We start from the raw sequence: 26,268 nt of genomic DNA, 5'->3' as shown, positions 1-26,268 counted from the left end.
GTCCCGCAACCCCCGATCTCCCGTTCCCTCTTCCCGCACGGCATCGAGCCCGATCCCCCACGAGAAGGATTTCCCCATGCCGCAGGACATCGACATCCGAATACCCCTGCCGGGCCGGCAGAGCCCCGACCATGCCCGGGCCGAGGCGGAGCAGTTGGCGTGGCCGCGCTCACTCGGTCTGATCAAGTCCGACATGGCCGCCGAACGTCATCTGCGGGGCAGCTACGCCGACCTGGCCTCCCGCTTCTACCCGCACGCCACCGGCGCCGACCTCGACCTGGGCGTCGATCTGATGTCGTGGTTCTTCCTGTTCGACGACCTCTTCGACGGGCCGCGCGGCGAGGACCCCGAGCAGGCCGGACAGCTGACCGGTGCGGTGGCGGCCGCGCTGGACGGCCCGCTGCCGGAGGAGGCGCCGCCGATCGCCCACGGCTTCGCCGACATCTGGCGGCGCACCCGCGAGGGCATGACCCCGGCCTGGTGTGCGCGCAGCGCCCGGCACTGGCGCAACTATTTCGACGGGTACATCGACGAGGCGGCGAGCCGCTTCTGGAACCGGCCGTGCGGCTCGGCGGCACAGTACCTGGGCATGCGGCGGCACACCATCGGCGTGCAGCCGACGGTGGACCTCGCCGAGCGCGCGGGCCGCTTCGAGGTGCCGCACCGGGTCTTCGACAGCACACTGCTGTCCGCGATGCTCCAGGTCGCCGTCGACGTCAACCTGATGCTCAACGACATCGCCTCGCTGGAGAAGGAGGAGGCGCGGGGCGAGCAGAACAACCTCGTGCTGATCCTGCACCGGGAGCACGGCTGGTCCAGGAGCCGCAGCATCGCCCACCTCCAGGACGAGGTGCACGCCCGGCTGGAGCAGTTCCTGCTGCTCGAGTCCTGCCTGCCGCGGCTGGGGGAGATCTACCGGCTCGATGCCGACGAGCGCGAGGCGCTGGAGCGCTACCGCACCGACGCGATACGTCCGGTGATCCGCGGCTCCTACGACTGGCATCGCTCCTCGGGCCGCTATGACGCCGAGTTCGCACTCGCCGCCGGCTCCCGGGGCTACCTGGAGGAACTCGGGAGCACCGCCCGCTAGCGGTCCGCGCACCCTCGTCCGGCCGTCGCGGCGGACACTGCCCTCCGAGCCGGAGGGGGACGACACATCGGCACACACGGGAAGTTGAGAATCGGATGACCGAGGAGAGCACCTTTTCAGCGGGAACGGCGCCCGGGGCCCTGCCCGTGGTGGGACACGCCCTCCAGATGATGCGGCACCCTGTGAACTTCATGACGTCGCTCTCGGCCCACGGCGACCTGGTCGAGATCAAGATCGGCCCCACCAGCGCCTACGTACCGACCCATCCCGAACTGCTGCGGCACGTTCTGACCAACGACCGCATCTTCGACAAGGGCGGCGTCTTCTACGACCGCGCCCGCGACATCGCCGGCAACGGCCTGGTCACCTGCCCGTTCGCCGATCACCGGCGACAGCGCCGGCTGATGCAGTCCGCCTTCACCCGCGGCCAGCTCAAGCGTTACTCCGAGGCGATGCACGCCGAGATCGAGGCCACGGCGTCCCGGTGGCAGGACGGCATGGTCGTCGACGCCTTCCAGGAGATGTACGGCATGGCCCTGCGCACGGTCGGCCGCACCCTGTACTCCACACCCGTCAGCCCCGAGCTGGCGGCGCAGGTGGAACGTTCCTTCGACGTCGTGCTCAACGGTCTGTTCCGGCAGATGTTCCTGCCGGCCTCGGTCCGCCGCATGCCCCTGCCGTCCAACCGGCGCTACCGGAGCAACCTGGACTTCCTGCACGCCACCACCCAGCAGCTCATCGACGACTACCGGGCGGACGGGACCGAGCGCGACGACCTGCTCGCCGCCCTGCTCGCCTCCCGCGACGACGACGGCGGCCGGCTCGCGGACCGGGAGATCCACGACCAGGTCATCACCGTGATGGCAGCCGGCACCGAGACCGTCGCCGGTACCCTCACCTGGGTCTTCTACCTGCTCTCCCAGCACCCGGAGATCGAGGCCGCGCTGTACGAGGAGATGGACACCGTCCTGGAGGGGCGTGCCCCGCAGTGGGACGACCTGCCCGAGCTCTCCCTGACCGACCGGATCATCTCCGAGACGCTGCGACTGCACCCACCGGCCTGGCTGTTCACCCGGCTCACCGCCGCCCCGACCGAACTCGCCGGCCGCCGGCTGCCCGCCGGCTCCACCGTCGTCTTCAGCCCCGCCGCCGTAGCCCAGTTCGAGGACGCCTTCGACAACCCCACGGCGTTCGATCCCGACCGCTGGCTCCCGGACCGTGTCGCGCCCGCCTCCCGGCATGCCTACGTGCCGTTCGGTACCGGGGCCCGCAAGTGCATCGGCGACCTCTACGCCCGCACCGAGGCCGCCCTGGGGCTCGCCACCATCCTCGGCCGCTGGCGGGTCACCTGCGAGCCCGGCATGGACATCCGCCCGGTTCCGCTGGCCACCGTCTACCATCCGCGCCGACTGCGGCTGAGACTGGACGCGCGTACGCCGCGCCGGGCGGCCTCCGCCGTCCCCGCACCGGCCGGAGGTGACGCGACATGAGTGCGGGGAACGCCGTCCTGGCCCAGCCGCGGGGCTTCTGCGCGGGGGTACGGCGCGCGATCGGCATCGTCGAGCGGGCGCTCGACATGCACGGGGCGCCGGTGTACGTGCGCAAGGAGATCGTGCACAACCACCACATCGTCTCCGAGCTGGAAGCACGTGGCGCGGTCTTCGTCGACAGCGAGGAGGAGGTCCCGCACGGCGCGGTCTGTGTCTTCTCCGCGCACGGCGTCTCCCCCGGAGTGCGCACCGCCGCCGCCGGCCGGCAGCTCGACGTCATCGACGCCACCTGCCCGCTGGTCTCCAAAGTCCACCAGGAAGCGGTGCGCTTCGCCCGTGCCGGCCGCACGATCCTCCTCGTCGGGCACGAGGGACACGAGGAGATCGAGGGCGTCCTCGGCGAGGCCCCCGACCGCATCGTCGTCGTCGGGACCGAGGACGAGGTGCGCCGCCTCGGCCTGCCCGATGACACCCCGGTCGCCGTCCTCACCCAGACCACCCTCTCGTTCGACGAGACCGCACGCGTCGTCGAGGCCCTGCGCGCCCGCTTCACCGACCTGATCACCCCCGGTGACGACATCTGCTACGCCAGCCAGAACCGGCAGAACGCCGTCAAGGATCTGGCCCGCGACAACGACCTGGTCCTGATCGTCGGCTCGCGCAACTCCAGCAACTCGCTGCGCATGGTCGAGGTGGCCCGCGACCACGGCGCCGCCGCCCATCTGGTGCCCGACGCACAGCACCTGCGAGCGGCCTGGCTGGAGAACGTGGCGTCGGTCGGCATCAGCGCCGGGGCCAGCGCTCCGGAGATCCTCGTCGACGGGCTTCTCAGCAGGCTCGCCGCACTCGGATTCGATCAGGTCGAACTCCAGCAGGGGCTCGCCGAGGACGTCGTCTTCGCCATGCCCGGCCGGCTCGCCGACCCGGTCACCGGCCGCGTCCCGCGGACCCCGCTGGCCGGTGAGATCACGCCCGCACCCGGCGGGGGATGAGCCCGCGGCGCACAGCCGGCAGCCGCCACCCGGTCCGCCCGGACCGGCCGACCATCTTGGGGAACTGTCATGCCTGTCGCTCTCGGACTGCCCACGGTGCCGCCGAGGCCGGCCGCACGCCGTACCAGCCGTCAGATCCATGTAGGGGCCGTACCCGTAGGGGGCGACGCCCCGGTCTCGGTCCAGTCCATGACCACGACCCGCACGTCGGACATCGGCGCGACCCTCCAGCAGATCGCCGAACTCACCGCGTCCGGCTGCCAGATCGTCCGCGTCGCCTGTCCCACCCAGGACGACGCCGACGCCCTGCCCACGATCGCGCGCAAGTCCCGGATCCCGGTGATAGCGGACATCCACTTCCAGCCGAAGTACGTGTTCGCCGCCATCGAGGCCGGCTGCGCGGCCGTGCGCGTCAACCCCGGCAACATCAGACAGTTCGACGACAAGGTCCGCGAGATCGCGCGTGCCGCCGAGGACCACGGCACCCCCGTCCGGATCGGGGTCAACGCGGGGTCACTCGACCGCCGGTTGCTGCAGAAGCACGGCAAGGCCACCCCGGAGGCGCTGGTCGAGAGCGCGCTGTGGGAGGCGTCGCTGTTCGAGGAGCACGACTTCCGGGACATCAAGATCTCCGTCAAGCACAACGACCCCGTCGTCATGGTCGAGGCGTACAAACAGCTCGCGGCGGCGTGCGACTATCCGCTGCACCTCGGCGTGACCGAGGCGGGCCCGGCCTTCCAGGGCACCGTCAAGTCGGCCGTCGCGTTCGGCGCGCTGCTGTCCCAGGGCATCGGCGACACCATCCGGGTCTCCTTGAGCGCGCCGCCCGCCGAGGAGGTCAAGGTCGGCCTCCAGATCCTGGAGGCGCTGAACCTCAAGCAGCGCGGACTGGAGATCGTGTCCTGCCCCTCCTGCGGACGCGCCCAGGTCGATGTCTACAAGCTGGCCGACGAGGTCACGGCCGGGCTGAAGGACATGGACATCCCGCTGCGCGTGGCCGTCATGGGATGCGTGGTGAACGGCCCCGGGGAGGCCAGGGAGGCGGACCTCGGCGTCGCCTCCGGCAACGGCAAGGGGCAGATCTTCGTCAGGGGCGAGGTCGTCAGGACCGTACCCGAATCGAAGATCGTCGAGACGCTCATCGAGGAGGCGCACCGACTCGCGGAGCTGATGCCGCAGGACTCCTCCGAGGCCGCCCCGTCCGAGGCCGCTCCCTCCGCCGGGCAGGGAGGCCGCGGCGGGTGAGCACCGGTTGCCGCCCTTGCCGCCCTTGCCGCCCGGCCGTGTGCGGCCGACCGGATCCGGCCCGCTTCCGGGCTCCGTCGGGCGGCTCCGACGTGGCCGGAACCGGGACGCCACCGGCGACCACACCGGCTCGGCGGCGGGCCCGGCTCCGCCGGTGACCGGCGGTGGTCGAACAGGCGAGCCCGCCAGGGCCGGCGCCGTCCCCGTCCTTGTTACGTGGCTGCTGCACGATTCGGGCACCCGGGGACAGAACCCGTCTACGCTGGTGCCCGCACCGTCCGGCAACCCGTAGCACCTGTAGGAGATGAACCCGCACATGACCGGTGACGACCGTCCCACCCTGCCGCCCGTACGGCTGCCCTCCGATGCCGAACTGGCGCGGGACGCACTGGCCGCACCGCTCCTGGCGCGCGCTGTGGAACTCACCCGCTGGGCGCGCGCCGGCGGCCCTGCGGGCGCGGGCATTCCGGTGGGCGCCGGCGGCGAACTGCTGGCCGAGCAGCTCAAGCAGGCCGCCGCACACCTGGGCCTGTCGGGAGACGAGGAGGCCCCCGCACTCGCCGCCGACGCCTGGAACTTCGCGGTGGACACCGGACTGCTGGCGGTCGAGGAATTCGAGGACTCCGAGGACTCCGGAGAGGGCGCCGGGGCTGCCGACGGGTTGGGCAGCGACGATCCGGTGGGCACGGCCGCGCCGGAGCCGGAGCTGGGTGGCCTGACCGGTGACCAGGGCGCTCCCGCGCCCGCTCCCGAGGAGATCCTCGGGCTGTGGCGCAGTGGCCTGGAGACGGTGCTCGCGGACGCCGCCACGCCCAGCTTCGAGGAGCTGCTGGACGGTATCGACGGCGCCGTCGGCGCGGACGGCGAGATCGACCCGAACGCCATCGACCTCGACGCGCTGGACTGGGACCCGGAGGAGGAGGCCGAGGCCCTGGACAGCGCTCTGGGCAACCTCTACCTGCTCACGGCCACCGACCCCGCCGTCGCCGCCGGGTCGATGGTGCCGCTGCCGGTGCTGGCCGCCTCGATGACCGTGCCCGAGGGCATGGACGAGCCCACCGACGACGTGCTCGAAGAGGTCTCCAGCACGATGATGCGGCTGGACGAGCAGTTCCGGATGCTGGAGCCGACCGGGCTGGTCGTCCACCAGCCGGTCGACGAGGCCCTCACCCGCGAGGACGAGGGCGAAGAGCCCTACGGCGCAGCGGAGTCCGGCGCCGAGCCGGACGAGGAGGACGTCTCCCGCTACGGCATGGTGCGGCTCACCGCGCTCGGCCTGTACGGGGTGCGCGAGCGGATGCGCGAGGCCGGTCTGGATGTCCCCGCGGTCGGCGACCTCGCGCACGCCGGAGCGGACGCGCTGCTGGCCGCACTGCCGGTCTACACGGAGGAGAACGCGCACAGCGAGATCCAGGGGTGGTTCGCGGCCCGGAACGCCGGCGGATCCACCGGCGGCGACGGCACCTTGGCGGCCGCGCGGGAGCTGCTCGCTGCGGCACGCGGTGGCGACGAGGCCGCGCCGGTCCGGCGGCTCGCCTGCCAGCAGGCGCTCTCGCTCGCCGGCCCAGAGGCCGAGCCGGCACTGCGCGAGGTGCTGGAGGACCGGCAGTTGGGTGGGCTCGCCCGGGTCTGGCTCGCCGAGCGCGGCGCCCGGGATGTGCCGCAGCCCGACGAGGAGATGGTCTTCTGGCTGACCATCGACACCATCGCCGCCCAGGTCGCCACCGCCGGTGAACCGGATGAACTGCGCGATCTGGTACGGGATCTGGTCGACCAGCACACCGGCTTCTTCGACAAGGCGTGGCGGGTCGAGCACCCCGCGACCGGGGACGTGCTGGAGACTATGGGGCGGGTGCACCCGGACAAGCGGATCGCCAAGGACGCCCGCAAGGCCGCGTTCAAGGCCCGCTCCCGCTGACCGCCCGCGGACCCCGCCCGGGCGGGGTCCGCTCCCTCCTCCACGGTGCACCTGCCCTGCCCTGCCCCGCCCCGCCGCCCCTGCCCCGCCTCCGTGCGCCGGGCGGACGTTCCGTGCCGACTACTGGTGTGATACCGCACGCGACGCCGGGCGGTGCGGGGAGGCCCGCACCGCGGACGGCGTGTGAGGTGCGGCGAGTCCGGCAACCCGCTCCCGGGATCCGCTCCCGCGGTTCCGTACGATCGAGCAGATCGGGCCTTTACGGCTATCCGGAACAAAGGGTGTGAACAACGACGTGACAGAGAGCCCCAAGCGGCAGTCCGGGGGCACGGCGGCAGCCCGGCAGGTACCGCAGGCGGTGGCGGCGCTGCCCCAACAGGTGCGCGACGAACTGGTCTCCAGGCTGCGCCGTACGGGCCGCCCGTTCACCAAGGACGATGTCCAGGTCGTCCAGGAGCCTATGCTCAAGCGGGCGGTCAGCGCCTCCGCGCTCGGCAACTGCATGGAGTGGTTCGACTTCGGGGTCTACAGCTATCTGGCCGCCACCATCGGCAAGGTCTTCTATCCGGGCGCCTCCGACGCGGCGCAACTCCTCGCCTCGTTCGCGACGTTCGCCGCCGCCTTCGTCGTCCGCCCGCTGGGTGGTCTCTTCTTCGGGCCGCTCGGCGACAGGCTGGGGCGGCAGAAGGTGCTCGCCGCGACCATGATCCTGATGGCCTTCGGCACCTTCCTGATCGGGTTCATCCCCGACTACGACACGATCGGCATCGCGGCCCCGATCCTGCTGCTTCTCGCGCGGATGCTGCAGGGATTCTCCACCGGCGGCGAGTACGGCGGCGCCACCACCTTCATCGCGAAGTTCTCGCCCGACCGCAGGCGCGGATTCCTCGGCAGCTGGCTCGACTTCGGCACCTTCGTCGGCTACGCCCTCGGCTCGGTCCTGGTCACCGTGCTCAACGTCGCGCTGACCGACGGCCAGATGCTCGCCTGGGGCTGGCGCATCCCGTTCCTGATCGCCGGGCCGCTGGGGCTGATCGGCCTGTACATGCGGCTCAAGCTGGAGGAGTCCCCCGCCTTCCAGCAGCAGTTGGACGAGCACGACCAAGCCGTCGCCGAGCGCGAGCAGCGGCAGGAGTTCCGCACCATCCTGCGCCGGTACTGGGAGCCGCTGCTGGTCTGCGTCGGCCTGGTGCTGCTCTACAACGTCACCAATTACATGGTCACCGGCTATCTGCCGACCTACCAGACCGAGGTGCTGGGCCGGGACGGCACCACCTCCGATGTACTGGTGCTGGTCGGCATGGTGTGGGTGGTGGTGCTCATCACCTTCGTCGGCCGGCTGAGCGACCGGATCGGGCGGCGCCCGGTCTACCGCTGGGCCGCCGTCGGCCAGATCGTGCTGGCCGTCCCCGCCTTCCTGCTGCTGCGCTCGGACGGCTGGCTGCTGCCCGCGCTCGGCGTGCTCGTCCTGGCCACCCTGCTGGCCGGGTTCGCCGCACCGTCGGCCGCCACGCTGCCCGCGCTCTTCCCCACCAGCGTGCGCTACGCCGCCATGGGGATCGGCTTCAACTTCTCGGTGGCCGCCTTCGGCGGGACCACCCCACTGGTCACCGAGGGCCTGGTCAGCGCGACGGGCAACAGCCTGGTGCCCGGCTGCTATCTGATGGTCAGCGGGCTCATCGGGCTGCTCGCCGTGCGCTTCATGCCGGAGACCGCGGGAGTGCCGCTGCACGGCTCGCAGCCGATGGTCAGCACCGAGCAGGAGGCCAAGGAGCTGATCTCCACCAGCCGCGACCTCCGGGCCCTGCAGCTGCGGACGGCGGAGGGGGTGGCCGGCCCCGGATAGGCGGCACGGGGCCGCCGGTCACTCCGCGCCGGGCTTCGCGGCCCGGCCGGACCCCTGTCGGCGGTCCCGGAAGGCCGCGGCCAGAACGGCGGCGGTGCCGAGCGCGGACGGCAGCAGGGCGAGCAGCAACGTCCCGGTCCGGGGCTCGCCCTCGGCAGGCCGTTCGACGGCCCACATCAGGCTGCAGGCCACGGCGATGGTCACCCCGAGGCAGCAGCCGAGAAAGAGCTGCGCCCGGGCCAGGCCCAGCGCTCCCTGTGTCGTCTGCGGCCGGTTGACCAGGCTCGACGTCGGTCGTCCCGGCGGCAGCTCGCGAACCGGGGTGATCCGCAAGGTGGCGAGTGCCGTCCCGGCCAGCAGCGCCAGCGCGCCCGCGTACACCAGCACGGGCAGGAAGACGGTGCCCACCGATTTGTCCGCGTACCGGTCCACTCCGCTGCTGCCGAAATGCTGCGGCACCTGGTGCGGAAGCCGGGGGTAGACCATGATCCCCCACACCAGAAGCCCCGCCAGTACCAGCACTCCGGGTACCAGCCACCGCCACGGGAACCCGGCACCGCCGGGCGCGCCCCCGCTCCGGCCCTCCTGCTGCCGCGTTTTCCGCACGCCCCGCACCCCCGTCTTCCCGCCTCGTCGCCCCCGCCTACCCCGCGGCGCGCGGCCTCATTCCGCCGCGCGCCCCCAGATCAGATGGTTGCCGCCCTGCCACTCGATGACCGACTCGTCGTACAGGTCGACGGTGGCGATGTCCAGACCGGCACGGGCAAGGTACTCGATCAAGTCGGTCAGGCCGTAGGCGGTGCCCAGCGTCTCGCCGTGCACACTGACGCGGCGACCGCCGCCGGGCGCGGGCGGATGGACGACGACGAACGCACTCATGGTTCCAGGCTGCGCCCGCGGCCGCCGCGATGCACCTCGGAACGCGGGGGCGCTGCGCAGGTCGGTCGTCGTGCCGGGCCGCCCGACAGGACCGGGCACTGCGTCCTGCCGAGGCCTCAGGGGCGTGCCGGTCCGGCCGCTCCGCCGGTGTCGGGCCCGGGGAGCGCCTCCCGAAGGGCCGGCTCGGCCAGGGCACGCGCGGTGCCGACCGGGTCGTCCACGAGCGCGAGGCCGCGCATCACCATGGCGCCTTCGTGCAGCACGACCAGCCGGTCGGCCAACCGCTCCGGCTCCCGCGCACCGGCGGCGACCGCGAGCTCGCGGAGGTAGCCGTGCATCCAGTGCTTCTGCTCGGTGATCACACGGCGCCCCGGGTGCGCGGGATCGGGCAGTTCCGCCGCGGCGTTGACGAACCCGCAGCCGCGGGGATTGTGCTGCTGCGTCCACTCCGCCAGCGCGTCGAAGGTGGCCAGCAACTGTGCACCCGCCCCGGTGTCCGCGGCGTGTGCCGCCACCCACGAGGTCAGCCAGGAGCGCCAGCGCCGGTCCCGCTCGCTCAGATACGCGGCGATCAGCGCATCCTTGCCGCCGAAGCGGTCGTAGAGCGTCTTCTTCGTGGTGCCGGCCTCCTTGGCGATCAGGTCGACGCCGACGGCCGTGATGCCGCGCTCGTAGAAGAGGGCGCTCGCCGCGTCCAGAATCCGCCGGGCGCCGGGCGTCAGCTCCTCCGTGGCGGCGGGCCGCGCCGCCGATTCCGCTGTCCCCGTCCCCACTGCTCGCCGCTCCCTTCGTCGACAGCCTGTCCTGCCGGCCCGCACGCGCTGCGGTAAACAGGTCTGTCTATGCCACTGTACTCCTGAGCGGGCGGGGGCGAGGGGCGTGCGCCGCCGCGGAGCGCCGCCGCGCGGGCCGACCGCAAAGGCTCGAGCCCGGCGGCCCCCGCGTGCCCGGCTCGTGACGCGGCCCCGGGCGGGTACACCTCGGTCACGGCAAAGGAACCGCAAAGCCCGGCCGGTCGTTACCCGGGCATGACGGCAATGACTCCCGGCTCCAACCTCCCACTGACCGCGCAGCGCGTCGCGGTGGAGGTAACCGCACCCAGCAAGCTCGACGTCTCGGCACTGCTGCTGAGCCCGGAGGGCAAGGTCCGCTCGGACGACGACTTCGTCTTCTACAACCAGCCGACCGCTCCAGGGGTGACCCACACCGGCGGCGCCACCGACACCATCACCGTCGAGACCGGCGCGGTGCCCGCCGGAATCGACAAGGTCACCGTCCTCGCGAGTCTGGACGCCCCCGGCGCCACCTTCGCGGGTACCGAACCCACCGCCACGGTCCGGGACGCCGGTACCGGCGCGGTGCTGGCCACCTTCACCCCGCCGCAGCTCGGTGCCGAGACGGCGCTGCTGGTGGTGGAGGTCTACCGCAGGAACGGCGCCTGGAAGGTGCGTGCCGTCGGCCAGGGATACGCCAACGGTCTGGGCGGAATCGCCTCCGACTTCGGCGTGCAGGTGGAGGAGCCCGCAGCGCCGCCCGCGCCCGCTGCCGCCCCCGCGGCACCCGCAGCGCCGCCGGTCGCCGCTCCCGCCCCGCCCGCGGCACCCCAGGCTCCCGCCGCCCCGGCCGCTCCTGCCGGAGCGGGGAAGATCAACCTCGACAAGGGGCGGGTGAGTCTGCAGAAGAATCAGACGGTCTCGCTGGTCAAGGGGGGCAGGCCGCTGCTCACCTCGGTCCGGATGGGGCTCGGCTGGGAGCCTGTCTTCCGCGCCGGGAAGCGGGCGAAGGAGATCGACCTCGACGCCTCGGTCATCGCCTACGACGCCAACCGCAAGAAGGTCGACGCCTGCTACTTCGGCAAGCTGGCCATTCTGGGCGGTGTCATCCAGCACTCCGGCGACAACCTCACGGGCGAGGGCGCCGGGGACGACGAAGTGATCACCGTCCACCTCGGCGACATCCCGCCCCAGGTGACGGGGCTGGTCTTCACCGTCAACTCCTTCTCCGGCCAGAAGTTCACGGACGTCGCCAAGGCGTACTGCCGACTGCTCGACGGCGGGGGCGGGGAGTTGGTCCGGTTCGACCTGACCCAGTCCGAGCCGCGGACGGGCGTGCTGATGGCGAAGTTCATCCGCCAGTTCTCCGGCGAGTGGGAGATGACGGCGCTGGGCGAGTACGTCGATTCGCGCACGGTACGCGGCATGGTGAAGCCCGGCGCCGCCGCGCTGTAGGGCTCACCGCGTCGAGCCGCCGCGCGCCCGGCCGGGAGCACGGTGCCGGGAGCGTGGCGGAGTGCGACCCCGGCGTTCTGCCGGGGCCCGCTCAGAAGTCGAAGACGGGACCCGTGGCCTGATGCATCACGCAGGCGTTCGCAAACGTCTTCTTCCAGTTCACGGCCTGCCCCCGGTGGCTGCCACGGGCGGCGACGGTCACCGGGTCGTACTGCATGGTGCAGCGGCCGCTGCCGGCGGGCAGTGCGTCGAGATCGCCGTGCGCCGCGTCGAGCGCCGCGCAGGTCTCCGCGGCCCTCGGGTGGTGTCCGTGCGGCACCGGCTCGCAGTGCAGCACGACGCCCCGGATCCAGGAATCCCCGGAGCCGGAGACGGACAGGAAGACACCCTGGGCGCCGCCGTCGGAGCCGGGCCCGGTGTGCGAGCTGCCGGGCGAGGAGTCGGCGGGGGCGCTCGCGGAGTCGGCGGCGGGCGCCGCCTGTGCGGTCAGCAGGGGTACCGCCAGCGCGGCCGCGGCCACAGCGGTACGGACGAGAGGCCGGGCGGAGGTTCGAGTGCTCACAGCCGCCTAACGAGACCGGCCGCCGGGAGGACACGGGAGCCCAGCCCTCGGGAGCGGTCGGCGGCGGACCACCGGGCGGGCTCCCCGCGTGCCGGTGCGGCACGCGGGGAGCCGCGCACTCAGGACTGCGGACGGCGGCCGTGGTTGGCCGCGTTGCCGCGGCGGGCCTTCTTCTTGCGCCGACGCTTGGACGACATGGCGTCTCCTTTCACGCGAGGGATGTATGCCTCCGCGTTTCTACCACCCACCCGCTTCCGCTTCCGAACCACCCGGACCGGGAGAGCCCGGAGGCACCCCTCCGGGAGCCGCCCGCGCCCCCGGCGCGGGTCCGGGTGCCGGCCTGCGCCCGGGCCCGCGCCGGTCAGCGGCGGTCGCGGGAATGGCCGAAGAGCAGCCGGTAGACGATCAGCAGCACGAGCGCCCCGGCGATGGCGGCGATCCAGAGGCCGGGATCCACCACGTTGTTGGCTATCGGACGGTCCAGGAAGGTGGCGGAGAGCCAGCCTCCGATGAACGCCCCGGCGATACCGATGAGCACGGTGCCCACGAGACCGCCCGGATCGCGGCCGGGCAGCAGGATCTTGGCGACCGTGCCCGCGACCAGACCGAGGACGATCCAGCTCAGTACGCCCGAGTGCGTGAGGTCGGACAGCAGGTCCGAACCCGCGTCATCCGGATCGGCGAGCTGGGTGAGCGGTGTGGCGAGCATCTCAGGGGCCTCCCCGTGGCTGGTCGGTTGCGGATCCATCATGCCTGCCCCGCCGGTGGCCCTCCTCGCCCGTCCGGTCCCTCACGCGGTGCGGCTCAGTGCGGCCACCTCGGCGGGCGGGTGCAGAACTCGCCCCCCAGATGTGCCTGATCGGGATCGTCGGTGTCCAACTCCCCGTGCAGCGCCACGAGTTCTGCGGCGTAGCGCTCCGAGTCGTCGCGCGGCGCGTAGCCCAGGGCGCGGGCCGGGGCGAGATCCCACCACAGCCGAGTGTTCGCGGAGGAGCCGTGGACGACCGTGTGGCCCACGTCCGGTGCGGTCAGCGCGGCGTGCAGGAGCCGGGCGCAGTCGCCGAAGCTGAGCCAGGTCGACAGCTCCCGTACGGAGGCCGGCGCCGCTTGGCAGGAGCCGATGCGGATGGAGACGGTCTCGATGCCGTGCCGGTCCCGGTAGAGCTGCGCCAGGTCCTCGCCGAAGGACTTGGAGAGCCCGTAGAAGGTGTCGGGGCGGTGCGGGGTGTCCGGCGGGATCAGCGCTGTGCCGTCCGCGGGGACGGGGGTGAAGCCGATCGCGTGGTTGGAGGAGGCGAAGACGACGCGGCGCACGCCCTCGGCGCGGGCCGCCTCGTAGAGCGCGTACGTCCCCCGGATGTTGGCGGCGAGGATCTTCTCGAACGTGGACTCCAGGGAGATCCCTGCCAGGTGCACGATCGCCTCCGCGCCGCGGACCGCGGTGCGCAGCGCGTCGGCGTCCGCGGTACCCAGGTCCAGTACGTGGGCGTCGGGTGCGTCCGCGACCGGGTGCATGTCCAGCAGCCGCAGGTTCCAGCCGTAGTGGGGCAGCAGCTCCCGCATCCGGGTGCCGAGGCCCCCGGCGGCGCCGGTCAGCAGTACGGTGCGGGGCGTGGAACCAGCCGCAGGACTCTCGGGCACGTGCGGTCTCCATCCGGTCGTCCGGCGGCACTTCGGCAGGGTGCCCGTTCGACGCGGGCACACAGGTGCCGCCACCAGGGGCAGGTGACGCCACGAAGGGCCGCACCGCCCGTCAAGACACCGCCCCGCCACCGGTGCGGTCCGGCATGCCACGGCCCGGGTCCCCGGGCCCGCCGCACGGGCGGGGCGGGCCGGGTCACCGCAGCGCCGCCTCCATGATCCTCCGCGCGACGGGGGCCGCCGGCCCGTTACCGCCGTCCCCGGCGCGCTCGGATCCGGTGACCGGCTGGCCGCCCACGAACGCACTCCGGCAGGATGCGGGTTCCGCCCGAGGGGGACTTCTCGGGACATTCTCAGCTGCCCGTCCGTGGTGTTCCCCCGCCCGGGGTGACCACACCGTGTTCGTAGGCCAGGATGACGGCGTGGGTGCGGTCCCGCGCCCCCAGCTTGGCCAGCACCCCGGCCACATGCGTCTTCACCGTGGCGGTACCGACTGCGAGCTGCCGGGCGATCTCCGCGTTGGTCAGCCCCCGGGCCATCAGGCCGAGCACCGCGGTCTCACGTGTGGTCAGCCGCGCGGTGAGCGCCGCCGTGCGGCGCCGGTCGGCGTGGTGGGCCGCGAGCGCGCGCACGGCGGCGGGGAAGAGCAGCGAGTCGCCGCGCGCGACCAGCCGGATCCCGGCCACCAGGTCCTCGGCGGTCGTCCGCTTGAGGAGGAAGCCGTGCGCCCCGGCGCGAAGCGCGTCGTACACGTAGCTGTCGTTCTCGAAGGTGGTCAGGACCAGGATCCGCGGCGCCTCCTCACCCAGGGTCCGCACCAGCTGCTCGGTGGCGCGGATCCCGTCGACCCGCGGCATCCGCACATCCATCAGCACCACGTCGGGGCGCAGCGCGCGCACCGCGGAGACGGCCTCGTCGCCGTCCGTCGCCTCGCCCACCGGCTCGATCCCCGGCTCGGCGGCCAGGATCGCCCGCAGCGCCGTGCGCACCATGTGCTCGTCGTCCGCGAGCAGGACCCGCAGGGGTGCCGATGCCGCCGATGTCATGGAGTGCTCTCCCGTTCCGTGCCGTTCCCCGGGACGTCCGCCCGCCGGTGCTCTCCGCCGGCCGCGTGGGCCAGGGGGAGGCGGGCCGTCAGCCGCCACACGCCGTCCGCGTCCTCCGCCTGCGCGGTGCCGCCCAGCAGCGCGGCGCGCTCGGAGATCCCGGCCAGGCCCCGTCCGCCCGTACGGTGCGGTTCCCGCACCGTACGCGCCGCGTTCTCGACCGTCACCGTCAGCATCTCGCCCTCCGGGGCGCGCTGCCGTTCCAGCCGCACGGACACCGTGGCGCCCGGCGCGTGCCGCAGCGCGTTGCTCAGCCCCTCCTGCAGCACCCGGAAGGACTCGGCGGACACCTGGGCGTCCAGCCCGGCCAGCGGGCCGAGCGACTCGTCCACCCGCAGCTCGATCCGGGTGCCGGTGGCCCGGGAGCGGGCGATCAGGGCCTCCAGACCGGTGTCCAGTCCGGGCCCCGGCGCCGGTCCGCTCTCCCCGGCCCGCAGCACGCCGAGCACGCCGTCCAGTTCCGCCACCGCGCTCCGGCCGGTCTCCTCGATCGCGGCCAGCGCGGTCCGGACGAACTGTGGATCGCTGTCCAGCACCCGGCGCGCCGCGGCCGCCTGGAGCGCGACCGCGCTCAGCGCGTGCCCGACGGAATCGTGCAGGTCGCGGGCGAGCCGGTTGCGGGCCGCCAGGTCGGCTGCGCGCCGTTCGGCGGCGGCCAGCCGGTCGGCGGGTGTCGGCCCCAGCAGCGGCGGAGCGCAGCGCGCCAGCAGCGCCCCGGCGCCGTGCACGGCTGCCGCCAGGGCGGCGAGCAGCGCGAGGCCGGCGACCGGAGCCGTCCACAGCGCGCTGCCCGCGTGCGCCCACGGCCAGGCCCACCGCTCGCTGCGCAGTACCGGGAAGAGCGGGTGGGCGAGCAGCACCAGGGCCATCGGCGGGACGGCCAGCGAAGCCCCGCTCAGCAGGCCCCCGACGCCGGCGTGCAGCGTGAACCAGCCCGCGCAGCGGCGTCGCGCCGCCCACGAGCCGGCCGGGCCGTGGGCGAGTGCCCCGTCCGGCAGCCCGCACAGCGTGCGCGCGGCCGCGGACTCCAGCGCCCGGACGACGGGGAGCAGTCCGGCCGCCGCCACCAGCGGCAGGCAGAGGCCGAAGGTCAGGAACTGCGGGCCGAGCGCACCGTCGAGGAGGCGGGCCGAGCCGGGCCGCACGACTCCGATGCCCACGTTCACCAGCAGGAAGAACGGCATCAGCAGCGCGCCGCCCTGCAGCAGATGTACCCAGCGCAGTGCCAGGACCCGCACTCGGCCCCCGGGCGGTCCGGCCATCCTCGCTCCCCCCGCCGTCCGTACCGGCTTCAGCCCCGCACCGCCGTGTCTGCGGCTCCGGCTGCCGGCAGGTGCGCGCGGTGGTGTACCTGCCGGGCCGCCAGGGCTGCGAGGAGCAGCCCGGCGAGCGCTTGGCAAGCATAGGTGAGCAGGGCCGCGCCGCTCGCCTGCTGCCCCAGCGCCCGGCCGCCGCCGGAGAGGGCGCCGAGCAGCAGCCAGCCGCCCCAGCAGGCCAGTACCCCGGAGCCGAGCCAGGCCGCGGCCAGGGTCGGCCACAGCGCGGCCCCGGCGGGGCGCTCCGAGCCGCCCGCCCGCAGCAGTCTCGCCACCGCGGCGAGTGCCGTCACCGTGTACAGCAGGAACGTCGCGTCCGTGACGCGGTTGTCGGCGTGTTCGTCGGCCAGCCGCGCAGCGTGTCCCGCCAGAACGGGCAGCGAGACCGCGACCGCCGCCGCGAACGCGCACCCGCTCCGCGTACCGGACCGCCGGCCGCGTACATGCCGGTGCAGCGGGGAGCGCAGCAGCGGTCCCCAGCGGTCGCGTACGTAGCGGGCGAACAGGGCTCCCAGGGCGAGCGCCTGGACGACGAAGCCGGAGTAGACGACCGTCCACACCCAGCTCTCCAGCACCGCGTCGCTCCCGTCGGTGTCACCGTCCCCGCCGGGGGCGACGCCCAGCAGTCCGGACAGCGCCTGGACCGGGAAGGCCACCACGATCGGGCCCAGCAGTCCGCAGGCGATCCACAGGGGCAGGGCGGGGACGGGGGCGGGGAGCCGCCGTCCCCAGGGCCGGGTGAGCGCGAGCACCAGCAGGACGACGGTGCCGTCCATGGCGACGGTCAGCGCGTTGACGAGCCACATGGCGGTGCCGCCGTCATGCAGCGGGCTGCCTTCCGGGATGCCGGTGCTGCCGCCCGACAGCCAGCTCAGCTTCAGCGTCAGATAGGGCAGGCAGGCGGTCACCGCGACGGTGGCGAGGACGGGTCTGGCGTGCGTCATGGCCGTCACGATTCCGGGCACGGCGGCGGCCGGGCATCCGCCCGGGCGGCGAACCGGCTCCCCCGGACGGCTGACCCGGCTCGTCGCACAGGGGGAGTCCGCGGGACCGGGGTAGTCGCCCGGCGGGCCGGCCGGCCCGTCAGAGGGTGCGGGTGGCGTACACCAGCCGGTCGCGGGCGTCGAACAGCGCATGCTTGACCGTCTGTTCGTGCTCGGGTGTCAGCCGGGCCACCGGCACCGAGCAGCTGAGGGCGTCCCGGGCCGGGGTGCGGTAGGGGATGGCGACGCCGTAGCAGCGCAGCCCCGGCGTGTTCTCCTCGCGGTCCAGCGCGTACCCCTGTTCGCGCACCAGCCGCAGCTCCGCCAGCAGGTGTTCGCGGTCGGTGCGGGTGTGTGCGGTGATCCGCTCCAGCGTCTCCGGGAGCAGTGCGCGTACCTGTTCGTCCGAGTGCGTCGCCAGCAGCGCCTTGCCCGACGCGGTCGAGTGCGCGGGCAGCCGGCGGCCGACCCTGGCGACCGGGCGCAGATGGTGCGGGGACTGCCGGACGGCGAGGTGGACGACGTCGGTGCCGTCCAGCCGGGCCAGGTGGACGGTCTCGGTGGTGTCGGCCAGGAGGTGGTCGAGCGCGGGCTTGGCCGCGGCCACCGCCTCGTCGCCGTCGATGTACGACGTGCCCACGAGCAGCGCCCGCACCCCGATGCCGTACCGGGTGCCGGTGGCGTCCGTCTCGACCCAGCCGAGGTCGGCCAGAGTGCGCAGCAGCATGTAGAGGCTCGACTTGGGGTAGCCGACCGCGGTCTGGACGGCGGCGAGGGTGTGCATCCCCGGCCGCTCCGCGAAGAACTCCAGCAGTTCCACCGTCCGTACGGCCGACTTGACCTGCGATCCCCCGGCTTCGGTACCCGGCATCGACCTTGACCCCTCTGTTCGCGCAGCTCTACAGTCCGGAAGGAATTCATCCACAGGGATTTCGTTCAGCATACCGAACACACTCTGCGGGGGGCGGCACGCGCCGGGCGCCCGCGGGGGAGCCGATCCGCCAGACCAGGAGGACCCCGGTGGCAGCAGCACCAGTGTGGAGCGTCGACCCCCGTACCGGAAAGCAGCGCGAACGGGTCGCCGAGGAGGCCACGGCGGCCGATGTGGACGCGGCCGTGCAAGCCGCGCACCGGGCGCTCCCGGCGCTGGCCGACCGGGCCGCCCGCGCGGCCTTCCTGCGCGCCGCGGCGCAGCGCCTGGAGGCCGACGGCGAGCGGATCGTCGCCGCCGCGGACGCCGAGAGCGCCCTGGGTCTGCCCCGGCTGACCGGTGAACTGGGCCGTACCACCGGACAGTTGCGGGCCTTCGCCGACGAGGTCGAGGACGGCGGACACCTCGACGTCATCATCGACCGCGCCGACCCCGCACACACTCCGCCGCGTCCCGATCTGCGCCGCTACAAGCTGCCGATCGGCGTCGTCGCGGTCTATGCCGCCTCCAACTTCCCGCTGGCCTTCTCCGTCCCCGGCGGCGACACCGCCAGCGCCCTCGCCGCCGGCTGCCCCGTCGTGGTCAAGGCGCACCCCGACCACCCGGCCACCTCCCAGCTGTGCGCGGCGGCACTGCGCGCCGCCGCCGCCGACACACAGCTCCCCGAGGACGTCGTCTCCGTCGTGCACGGGTTCGAGGCGGGCGTCGAACTGGTGCGGCACCCCCGGGTGTCGGCCGCCGGGTTCACCGGTTCGGTCAAGGGCGGCCGTGCCCTCTTCGACGCGGCCGCCGCCCGGCCCCGCCCGATCCCGTTCCACGGCGAACTCGGCTCGCTCAACCCCGTCGTGGTCACCCCCGCGGCGGCCGCCGAGCGTGCCGAGCAGATCGGCGAGGGGCTCGGCGGCTCCATGACCCTGGGCACCGGCCAGTTCTGCGTCAAGCCCGGCCTGGTGCTGGTGCCCGAAGGCGCCGACGGCGACCGACTGCTGGCGGCGCTCTCCGCCACGCTGCGCGCCACCGCGCCCGGCCATCTGCTCGACGACCGGATGCGGGACGCGTTCCTGGCGGGCATCGCCGGGCGGGCCGGCCTCGCCTCCGTCGCGACGCCGGTCGCCGCCGGGACCGGCGAGGACGAGCGGACCGTGCGGCCCGGACTGTTCGCCGTCGCCGCCGCCGACCTGGGCGCGGAGCACGAGCTGCTGTTCGAGGAGTGCTTCGGCCCGGTGACCGTCGCCGTCCGGTACGCCGGCGAGACCGAGACCGAGACCGAGACCGAGGCCGTACTCGGCCGGATCGAGGGGAGCCTCACCGCCACCGTGCACCTCGGCGCCGACGAGGCCGCCGCCGGCGGCGGCGGTGCCGCCCGGCTGGTCGCGCGGCTCACCGCGCTGGCCGGGCGTGTGCTGGTGAACGGGTGGCCCACCGGTGTCGCCGTCGCCCCGGCGCAGCACCACGGGGGGCCGTACCCCGCCACCACCTCGACCTCGACCTCGGTGGGGGCCACCGCGCTGGAGCGCTGGCTGCGGCCGGTCGTCTTCCAGGACACCCCCGAGGCGCTGCTCCCACCCGAGTTGCGCGACGCCAATCCGCTGGGGCTGCCCCGCCGGGTCGACGGCGTACGGGAGCGGCCGGCGGCGGACGGGGCCGCGCGCGGGGCCGCCGCCGGGTAACCGGTGGACCCCGCCGACCGGGCCCGGGACACTGGGCGGATGGACCAACGTGTACTCGCCGCCGAGTTCCAGCCCGAGGTCACCTACTGCAACACCGCGTCCCAGGGACTCCTCCCCGCCCGTACCGCAGCCGCGCTCACGACGGCCACCGCCGACATGGCGGCCGGCCGGATCGACCATGCCGCCTACTACGCCGCGGCCGACGCGGCGCGAGCCGCCTTCGCGCGGCTCGCCGGGACGACGCCGGCCCGCGTCGCGGCCGGCAGCGCGGTCTCCACCCACACCGGACTGGTCGCCGCCTCGCTCCCCGCCGGTGCGGAAGTGCTCGCCCCGGAAGGCGACTTCAGCTCCGTCGTCAACCCGTTCACGGTGCGGGACGACGTGACGCTGCGCACCGCGCCCCTGGCGGACCTGCCCGAGGCGGTGGACGCCTCCACCACGCTGGTGGCCCTCAGCGCGGTGCAGTCGGCGGACGGCCGGATCGCCGACCTGCCCGCCGTCCGGGCCGCCGCCCGCGCGCACGGCGCGCGAGTGCTGCTGGACGCCACACAGGCCGCGGGCTGGTTCCCCGTCGAGGCCGACGACTACGACTACGTCGTGTGCAACGCCTACAAGTGGCTGCTGTGCCCGCGGGGCGCGTCGTTCCTGGTCGTCTCCGCGCAGGCGCAGGAGGAAGGAGCGCTGCTGCCGCTGCACGCGGGCTGGGTGGCGGGAGCCTCGCCGTGGGACGACTGCTACGGCCCGATCGCCCGGCTGGCCCCGGACGCCCGGGCGTACACGGAGTCGATCGCCTTCCTGCCGTACCTCGGCGCGGTGCCCTCGCTCGCCCTCGTCGAGGAGCTGGGCGGCCCTGCGGCGATCGGCGCCCACGACCGGGCGCTCGCCGCCCGGTTCCGCGCGGGGGTCGCCGGACTGCCCGGCGGATACGAACCCGTGCCGGGGGATTCGGCGATCGTCGCGGTACCCGGTCTCGGGCACGCCGTCGAGAAGCTGGCCGCTGCCGGGGTGGCGGTCGCGGCCCGGGAGGGCAATCTGCGCGCCAGTTTCCATCTGCACAACACCGAAGCGGATGTGGACCGGCTGCTCGATCTGCTGGCGGGCTGACCCGGAGCCGGCACCCGTATGCCCCGGCTGTTCGTACGGCCCCGCGCCGCAGCGGCCCGTACCCGCATGGTGCGGGGGCGGGACCCGCGGGTCCCGCCCCCGCACCATCAGGGCACCGGCCGCGTCACTTCACCGGAGTGAAGTCCCGCGCCCCGATGAACTCGGGGCGGCGGACGGGTGCGGCGAACGGCTCCACTGCCTCGTTCTCGACGCTGTTGAAGACGATGAACACATTGCTCCGCGGGTACGGAGTGATGTTGTCACCGCTGCCGTGCATGCAGTTGCAGTCGAACCAGGTGGCCGAGCCGGGCTTGCCCGTGAACAGCTTGATGCTGTGGGCCTCGGCGAACTTGGTCAGGGACTCGTCGGAGGGCGTCCCCGCGTCCTGCATCTGCAGCGACTTCTTGTAGTTGTCCTTCGGCGTCTCGCCCGAGCAGCCGAGGAAGGTCTGGTGCGACCCCGGCATGATCATCAGACCGCCGTTGGTGTCGTAGTTCTCCGTCAGCGCGATCGAGACCGACACGGCCCGCATGTGCGGCATGCCGTCCTCCGCGTGCCAGGTCTCGAAGTCGGAGTGCCAGTAGAATCCCGTGGCGCCGAAGCCCGGCTTGACGTTGATCCGGGACTGGTGGACATAGACGTCCGAGCCCAGGATCTGCCGTGCCCTGCCCACGACTCGCGGGTCCCGCACCAGACGGGCGAAGACCTCGCTGATCTTGTGCACCTCGAACACGGTCCGGATCTCGTTCGACTTCGGCTCCACGATGGAGCGTTCGTCGGACCGCATCTCCGGATCCGAGGTGAGCCGTTCCAGTTCCCCGCGCAACACGTCGACCTCGTCAGGGCCGACGAGCTGATCGTCGGCGAGGAACCCGTCCCGCTCGAAGCACGCCAGCTCCGCGGCCTCGATCGGCCCCGGAGTACCCGGTTCGGACCACACGACGGGGTCCATCCGCGGGATGGCCACCTCGGTGGTTCCACGGGTCGGGTACAGGTCGGCGGTGCGCTCGGGTGCGGTGGTCATGGTGGTGCCTTCCTCTCCTCTCGTACGGCCCTGTTCATGGCGAAACGGCCGGGACGGCCGAAGTGGACCGGCGAACGGTCCCCCAGCACGGTGGGGCTGTGCCTCAGCGTGTCAGTACGGCGGGGCAGGTGCCCCGCCGTACTGCGGCGCGTCGCCGCTCTGCCCCGGAATCAGCCCTCGTCGGGCTCGGTCAGCAGCGGGTAGACACCGTTCTCGTCGTGGTCCTCCCGGCCGGTGACCGGAGGGTTGAAGACGCACACGCACCGGAAATCGGTCTTCGGACGCATCGTGTGCTTCTCGTGCCCGTTGAGCAGGTACATCGTGCCCGGGCTGATCCAGTGCTTCTCGCCGGTCTCGTCGTTGGTCAGTTCCGCCTCGCCCTCGACGCAGAGCACGGCCTCGATGTGGTTGGCGTACCACATCGAGGTCTCGGTGCCCGCGTAGAGCACGGTCTCGTGCAGGGAGAAGCCCACCTTCTCCTTGGCGAGCACGATGCGCTTGCTCTCCCAGGTGCCTGACGCCGCTTTGACGTGTCGGTCGGTGTTCTCGATGTCTTTGAAGGAACGAATGATCACGGCGTGATGGTGCCTTTCTCTGTGTGCAGACGGAAGAGCCTCCTTGTGTCCATTCCGGCGGAACGCTCTTCCGGCGGTGTCCACTACGGAAGAGGCCCGTCCCGGCGGGTAGCCAGGACGGGCCGATCCATGCGGGTCAGGCGGTTTCGCGGACTGCCCGGGCCAGGATGCGCAGCCCTTCGTCCAGTTCGTCGGGGCTGACGGTCAGCGAGGGCAGGAGCTTGACCACCTCGCTCTGCGGCCCCGAGGTCTCGATCAGCAGCCCCAGGTCGAAGGCGCGCTTGGCCACCGCGTTGGCGCGGCTCTTGTTGTGGAACTCCAGGCCCCACACCAGGCCGCGGCCGCGGTAGTCGGCCACCTCCTCGGGGTGCTCCTCGGCGATGGCCTTCAGCTGCGCCTCGACCTGCTCGCCGCGGGAGAGCGTCTGCTTCTCCATCTGGCCGTCCGCCCAGTAGGTCTGCAGGGCGGCGGTCGCGGTCACGAAGGCCGGGTTGTTGCCGCGGAAGGTGCCGTTGTGCTCGCCCGGCTCCCAGATGTCCAGCTCCGGCTTGAACAGGGTGAGCGCCAGCGGCATGCCGTAGCCGCCGATGGACTTCGACAGGGTGATGATGTCCGGCTTGATGCCCGCCTCCTCGAAGGAGAAGAAGGCACCGGTGCGGCCGCAGCCCATCTGGATGTCGTCGAGGATCAGCAGCATGTCGTGCCGCTCGCACAGCTCGGACAGGGCCCGCAGCCACTCCGCGCGGGCGACGTTGATGCCGCCCTCGCCCTGCACCGACTCGACGATCACGGCGGCGGGCTTGTTCAGGCCGGAGCCCTGGTCCTCCAGCAGCCGCTCGAACCAGACGAAGTCCTCGGTGGTGCCGTTGAGGTAGTCGTCGAACGGCATCGGGGTGCCGTGCACCAGCGGGATGCCGGCGCCCGCGCGCTTGAACGCGTTGCCGGTGACCGCGAGCGAGCCCAGCGACATGCCGTGGAAGGCGTTGGTGAAGGAGACGATCGACTCGCGGCCCTTGACCTTGCGGGCCAGCTTCAGCGCCGCTTCCACGGCGTTGGTGCCGGTCGGGCCGGGGAACATCACCTTGTGGTCCATGCCGCGCGGCTTGAGGATCAGCTCCTGGAAGGTCTCCAGGAACGCGCGCTTGGCGCTGGTGGACATGTCCAGCCCGTGCACCACGCCGTCGCGCTCGAGGTAGTCCAGCAGCGCCCGTTTGAGCACCGGGTTGTTGTGGCCGTAGTTGAGGGTGCCCGCTCCGGCGAAGAAGTCCAGGTAGGTGTGGCCGTCCTCGTCGTACATGTGCGCACCCTGCGCGCGGTCGAAGACGGTCGGCCAGCCACGGCAGTAGCTGCGCACCTCCGACTCCACGGTTTCGAAGACGCTGAGGTCGGGCGGGGTGATGGTCACAGCTTGCTCCAGGGAGTGAGTCGTGTGCGAAGAAAGTCTGGTTATGGGCGGTCGGCGACGGTGCCTACCCGCCGGGGTGCGGCCGTATACGTCAGCGCTTCGATGCGCCGGGAAACACGACCGGGCCGATCCGGTACAGCACTTCCGGCAGGTGGCCGTCCTCCGGGAAGAGGGCGGCGTCGAACAGCACGTCCTTGGCGACCGCGGCCGAGTGGCGCTGTGCGTAGGAGGTGAACAGCCGGTTGGAGGGGGTGTTGTCCGGGGTGACCGTGGTCTCGACGGTGTCGATGCCGAGCTCCTCGGCGACGCGGAGCGTCAGTCCGTCCAGCATCGCGGCGGCGAGTCCGCGGCCGCGGGCGGCCTCGTCGACGGCGACCTGCCAGACGAGGAGGGTGCGCGGCTGCTGGGGGCGCACATAGCCGGTGATGAAACCGACCGGCTCGCCCGCGCCATCGCGGGCGACCACCGAGGTGGCGGCGAAGTCGCGGCACCACAGCAGGTAGCTGTACGAGGAGTTCAGGTCGAGGGTCTGCGAGTCGCGGGCGATGCGCCAGATCGCGGCTCCGTCGTCCACACGGGGTGTGTCGAGCTTCAGTCCCTCCGGCATTTCGAGAAAGTCTCTGTGGGCACCTGCATGGTCTGCTTGTGCGGCGGTCATGTGAATTCAATTTACCCAGCAGAATCTGAAACTGCACGGGGGAGAGGGGTTACGCGGAAGGGGGTCCGTATGTTATCGCGCACGGGCGTGCGGGCGCGCAGACCCGCCGGGATCGGCCCGAATTTAAGCGGATGTGTCCGCATATAGCAGTCGACCTGTGGAGTACGTCACAGTGCTATAACGTCGTCGGTGCGGACCCGGGATTGGCGAGTCGCAAGTAACAAAATCTTAGCGTTTGAGCTTGCGGAAAGCGGGCAGAAGAATAAGGACGGCTTCATCGGAAATGTAGCCCGGATTGCATCGTAAGGCTGGAGCCGGCGGTGTGTCTGCCTTTTCGGCGGATCCGTCGCTCGCATTCTTCGCTTTCGGGCCCGCCGATGTTCACGCCCCCGTCTCCCGTCGGACCGCTCGGCTCCGGGTGCTCTGGACGCCGAGGTGCCCCGCACTCGTACAGTGCGGGCATGAGCGAGCGCGCGAGTCTGCATATCAAGGGGCGGGTGCTGGTCGGACCCGAGGACGTACGGGACGAGCTGTGGGTGGTGGACGGGCACGTCACCTACCGGCGGCCCGCCGCGTCCGCCGGCACCGGGCCCGACGTGCTGACCGGCTGGGTGCTCCCGGGGCTGGTGGACGCGCACTGCCATGTCGGGCTGGACGCGCACGGCCCGGTGGACGACTCGACCAGCGAGAAGCAGGCGCTCACCGACCGGGAGGCGGGCGCGCTGCTGCTGCGCGACGCCGGGTCGCCCTCCGACACCCGCTGGATCGACGAGCGTGACGAACTGCCCCGCATCATCCGCGCCGGCCGCCACATCGCCCGTACACGCCGCTACATCCGCAACTACGCGCACGAGATCGAGCCCGGAGACCTGGCGGCGTACGTGCGCCGGGAGGCGCGGCGCGGCGACGGCTGGGTCAAGCTCGTCGGCGACTGGATCGACCGGGACGAGGGCGATCTGACCTCCTGCTGGCCGCGCTGGGCCGTCGAGGAGGCCATCGCGGCCGCGCACCAGGAAGGCGCCCGGGTCACCGCGCACTGCTTCGCGGAGGACTCGCTGCGCGACCTGGTGGAGGCCGGGATCGACTGCATCGAGCACGCCACCGGACTGACCGAGGAGACCATCCCGCTCTTCGCCGAGCGCGGCGTCGCCATCGTGCCCACCCTGGTCAACATCGCCACCTTCCCGGCTCTCGCCGCGGGTGGCGAGGAGAAGTTCCCCCGCTGGGCCGCCCACATGCGCTCCCTGCACGCCCGCCGCTACGACACCGTACGGGCCGCCTGGGACGCGGGGATCCCCGTCTTCACCGGTACCGACGCCGGGGGCTCGCTGGCGCACGGGCTGGTCGGCCAGGAGGTCGCCGAACTGGTGACGGCGGGTATACCGGTGCTGGACGCGCTTGCCGCGAGCACCTGGGCCGCCCGGGACTGGCTGGGTCGCCCCGGCCTCGCCGAGGGGGCGCCCGCCGACTTCGTCCTCTACGAGGCGGACCCGCGCGCCGACGTCCGCGTCCTGCAGGCCCCGAGCCACGTCGTGCTGCGGGGGCGCGTGGTGCGCTGACCCGGGACCGGACCCGATGCGCGGCAGGCCCCGCTGACAGACGGGC

The 26,268-nt window shown here is 72.7% G+C and carries 24 protein-coding genes; 10 read left to right on the top strand and 14 right to left on the bottom strand.

What is annotated here, in order from left to right; translation table 11 throughout:
- Positions 1-76: 76 nt before the first annotated feature.
- The 6 genes from ptlA (at position 77) to P2424_RS05590 (ending at position 8,581) form a co-directional block, all read left to right on the top strand.
- Positions 77-1,090: a pentalenene synthase gene (gene ptlA / locus P2424_RS05615; RefSeq protein ID WP_276474682.1), complete on the top strand. Its 1,014-nt coding sequence runs from the start codon at positions 77-79 to the stop codon at positions 1,088-1,090.
- A 95-nt stretch (positions 1,091-1,185) separates the two neighbouring features.
- Positions 1,186-2,580 (top strand): pentalenene oxygenase, encoded by a 1,395-nt coding sequence (gene ptlI, locus P2424_RS05610; protein WP_276474681.1) that lies wholly within the window; start codon positions 1,186-1,188, stop codon positions 2,578-2,580.
- Positions 2,577-3,572: a 4-hydroxy-3-methylbut-2-enyl diphosphate reductase gene (ispH, locus tag P2424_RS05605; RefSeq protein WP_276474680.1), complete on the top strand. Its 996-nt coding sequence runs from the start codon at positions 2,577-2,579 to the stop codon at positions 3,570-3,572. Before ptlI ends, ispH begins: the two co-directional genes overlap by 4 nt.
- Before the next feature lie 69 nt (positions 3,573-3,641).
- Positions 3,642-4,817 carry a flavodoxin-dependent (E)-4-hydroxy-3-methylbut-2-enyl-diphosphate synthase gene (gene ispG, locus P2424_RS05600; RefSeq protein WP_276474679.1) on the top strand — a complete coding sequence of 392 codons (1,176 nt, stop codon included), beginning with the start codon at positions 3,642-3,644 and terminating at the stop codon, positions 4,815-4,817.
- Between the two features lie 316 nt (positions 4,818-5,133).
- Complete coding sequence (locus P2424_RS05595) at positions 5,134-6,735, top strand: hypothetical protein (protein ID WP_276474678.1); 1,602 nt, start codon at positions 5,134-5,136, stop codon at positions 6,733-6,735.
- A 295-nt stretch (positions 6,736-7,030) separates the two neighbouring features.
- The gene (locus P2424_RS05590) at positions 7,031-8,581 is read left to right on the top strand and encodes an MFS transporter (protein WP_276474677.1); all 1,551 of its coding nucleotides are present in this window, start codon (positions 7,031-7,033) and stop codon (positions 8,579-8,581) included.
- A gap of 18 nt (positions 8,582-8,599) precedes the next feature.
- On the opposite strand, the gene P2424_RS05585 is transcribed toward P2424_RS05590, so the two are convergent.
- The 3 genes from P2424_RS05585 to P2424_RS05575 form a co-directional block, all read right to left on the bottom strand.
- Positions 8,600-9,187 (bottom strand): DUF1648 domain-containing protein, encoded by a 588-nt coding sequence (locus tag P2424_RS05585; protein ID WP_276474676.1) that lies wholly within the window; start codon positions 9,185-9,187, stop codon positions 8,600-8,602.
- Positions 9,188-9,244: 57 nt separating this feature from the next.
- Positions 9,245-9,460 (bottom strand): hypothetical protein, encoded by a 216-nt coding sequence (locus P2424_RS05580; RefSeq protein ID WP_276474675.1) that lies wholly within the window; start codon positions 9,458-9,460, stop codon positions 9,245-9,247.
- Between the two features lie 116 nt (positions 9,461-9,576).
- A complete protein-coding gene (locus P2424_RS05575) occupies positions 9,577-10,233 on the bottom strand; it encodes a TetR family transcriptional regulator (RefSeq protein WP_276474674.1) in 657 nt (218 codons plus the stop codon).
- A 255-nt stretch (positions 10,234-10,488) separates the two neighbouring features.
- Between P2424_RS05575 and P2424_RS05570 the strand changes: the two genes are divergently transcribed.
- Positions 10,489-11,688 (top strand): TerD family protein, encoded by a 1,200-nt coding sequence (locus tag P2424_RS05570; RefSeq protein ID WP_276474673.1) that lies wholly within the window; start codon positions 10,489-10,491, stop codon positions 11,686-11,688.
- A gap of 91 nt (positions 11,689-11,779) precedes the next feature.
- Here P2424_RS05570 and P2424_RS05565 read toward each other — a convergent pair whose 3' ends face one another.
- The 7 genes from P2424_RS05565 to P2424_RS05535 form a co-directional block, all read right to left on the bottom strand.
- Positions 11,780-12,250: an SSI family serine proteinase inhibitor gene (locus P2424_RS05565; RefSeq protein WP_276474672.1), complete on the bottom strand. Its 471-nt coding sequence runs from the start codon at positions 12,248-12,250 to the stop codon at positions 11,780-11,782.
- Between the two features lie 361 nt (positions 12,251-12,611).
- On the bottom strand, positions 12,612-12,959 hold the full coding sequence (locus P2424_RS05560) for a GlsB/YeaQ/YmgE family stress response membrane protein (protein WP_276474671.1): 348 nt from the start codon (positions 12,957-12,959) through the stop codon (positions 12,612-12,614).
- Positions 12,960-13,054: 95 nt separating this feature from the next.
- A complete protein-coding gene (locus tag P2424_RS05555) occupies positions 13,055-13,891 on the bottom strand; it encodes an NAD(P)-dependent oxidoreductase (protein ID WP_276474670.1) in 837 nt (278 codons plus the stop codon).
- A gap of 353 nt (positions 13,892-14,244) precedes the next feature.
- Entirely contained in the window at positions 14,245-14,937 is a 693-nt protein-coding gene (locus P2424_RS05550) for a response regulator transcription factor (RefSeq protein WP_276474669.1), read from the bottom strand.
- The gene (locus P2424_RS05545) at positions 14,934-16,259 is read right to left on the bottom strand and encodes a histidine kinase (protein WP_276474668.1); all 1,326 of its coding nucleotides are present in this window, start codon (positions 16,257-16,259) and stop codon (positions 14,934-14,936) included. The genes P2424_RS05550 and P2424_RS05545 overlap by 4 nt, the downstream gene beginning before the upstream one ends.
- Positions 16,260-16,288: 29 nt before the next feature.
- Positions 16,289-17,257: a hypothetical protein gene (locus tag P2424_RS05540; RefSeq protein ID WP_276474667.1), complete on the bottom strand. Its 969-nt coding sequence runs from the start codon at positions 17,255-17,257 to the stop codon at positions 16,289-16,291.
- Positions 17,258-17,396: 139 nt separating this feature from the next.
- Entirely contained in the window at positions 17,397-18,167 is a 771-nt protein-coding gene (locus P2424_RS05535) for an IclR family transcriptional regulator (RefSeq protein ID WP_276474666.1), read from the bottom strand.
- A gap of 149 nt (positions 18,168-18,316) precedes the next feature.
- Between P2424_RS05535 and P2424_RS05530 the strand changes: the two genes are divergently transcribed.
- Complete coding sequence (locus tag P2424_RS05530; protein WP_276474665.1) at positions 18,317-19,897, top strand: aldehyde dehydrogenase (NADP(+)); 1,581 nt, start codon at positions 18,317-18,319, stop codon at positions 19,895-19,897.
- A gap of 39 nt (positions 19,898-19,936) precedes the next feature.
- Positions 19,937-21,001, top strand: a complete 1,065-nt coding sequence (locus tag P2424_RS05525; RefSeq protein ID WP_276474664.1) for an aminotransferase class V-fold PLP-dependent enzyme — start codon at positions 19,937-19,939, stop codon at positions 20,999-21,001.
- 124 nt (positions 21,002-21,125) lie between these two features.
- Here P2424_RS05525 and thpD read toward each other — a convergent pair whose 3' ends face one another.
- The 4 genes from thpD to ectA form a co-directional block, all read right to left on the bottom strand.
- Positions 21,126-22,025, bottom strand: coding sequence for an ectoine hydroxylase (gene thpD, locus P2424_RS05520; RefSeq protein ID WP_276474663.1), 900 nt, complete (start codon positions 22,023-22,025; stop codon positions 21,126-21,128).
- 170 nt (positions 22,026-22,195) lie between these two features.
- On the bottom strand, positions 22,196-22,600 hold the full coding sequence (locus P2424_RS05515) for an ectoine synthase (RefSeq protein WP_019358304.1): 405 nt from the start codon (positions 22,598-22,600) through the stop codon (positions 22,196-22,198).
- A 136-nt stretch (positions 22,601-22,736) separates the two neighbouring features.
- Positions 22,737-24,005 (bottom strand): diaminobutyrate--2-oxoglutarate transaminase, encoded by a 1,269-nt coding sequence (gene ectB, locus P2424_RS05510; RefSeq protein ID WP_276474662.1) that lies wholly within the window; start codon positions 24,003-24,005, stop codon positions 22,737-22,739.
- A 91-nt stretch (positions 24,006-24,096) separates the two neighbouring features.
- Positions 24,097-24,612, bottom strand: a complete 516-nt coding sequence (gene ectA / locus P2424_RS05505) for a diaminobutyrate acetyltransferase (protein ID WP_276474661.1) — start codon at positions 24,610-24,612, stop codon at positions 24,097-24,099.
- 512 nt (positions 24,613-25,124) lie between these two features.
- On the opposite strand from ectA, the gene P2424_RS05500 reads away from it, so the two are divergent.
- A complete protein-coding gene (locus P2424_RS05500; RefSeq protein ID WP_276474660.1) occupies positions 25,125-26,222 on the top strand; it encodes an amidohydrolase family protein in 1,098 nt (365 codons plus the stop codon).
- Positions 26,223-26,268 lie beyond the last annotated feature (46 nt).

Origin of the sequence: Streptomyces sp. WMMB303 (assembly GCF_029351045.1) — a bacterium.
Lineage (GTDB): Bacteria > Actinomycetota > Actinomycetes > Streptomycetales > Streptomycetaceae > Streptomyces.
The sequence above is the reverse complement of the archived record's forward strand: the minus strand, read 5'-3'. Positions and strand labels throughout refer to the sequence as shown.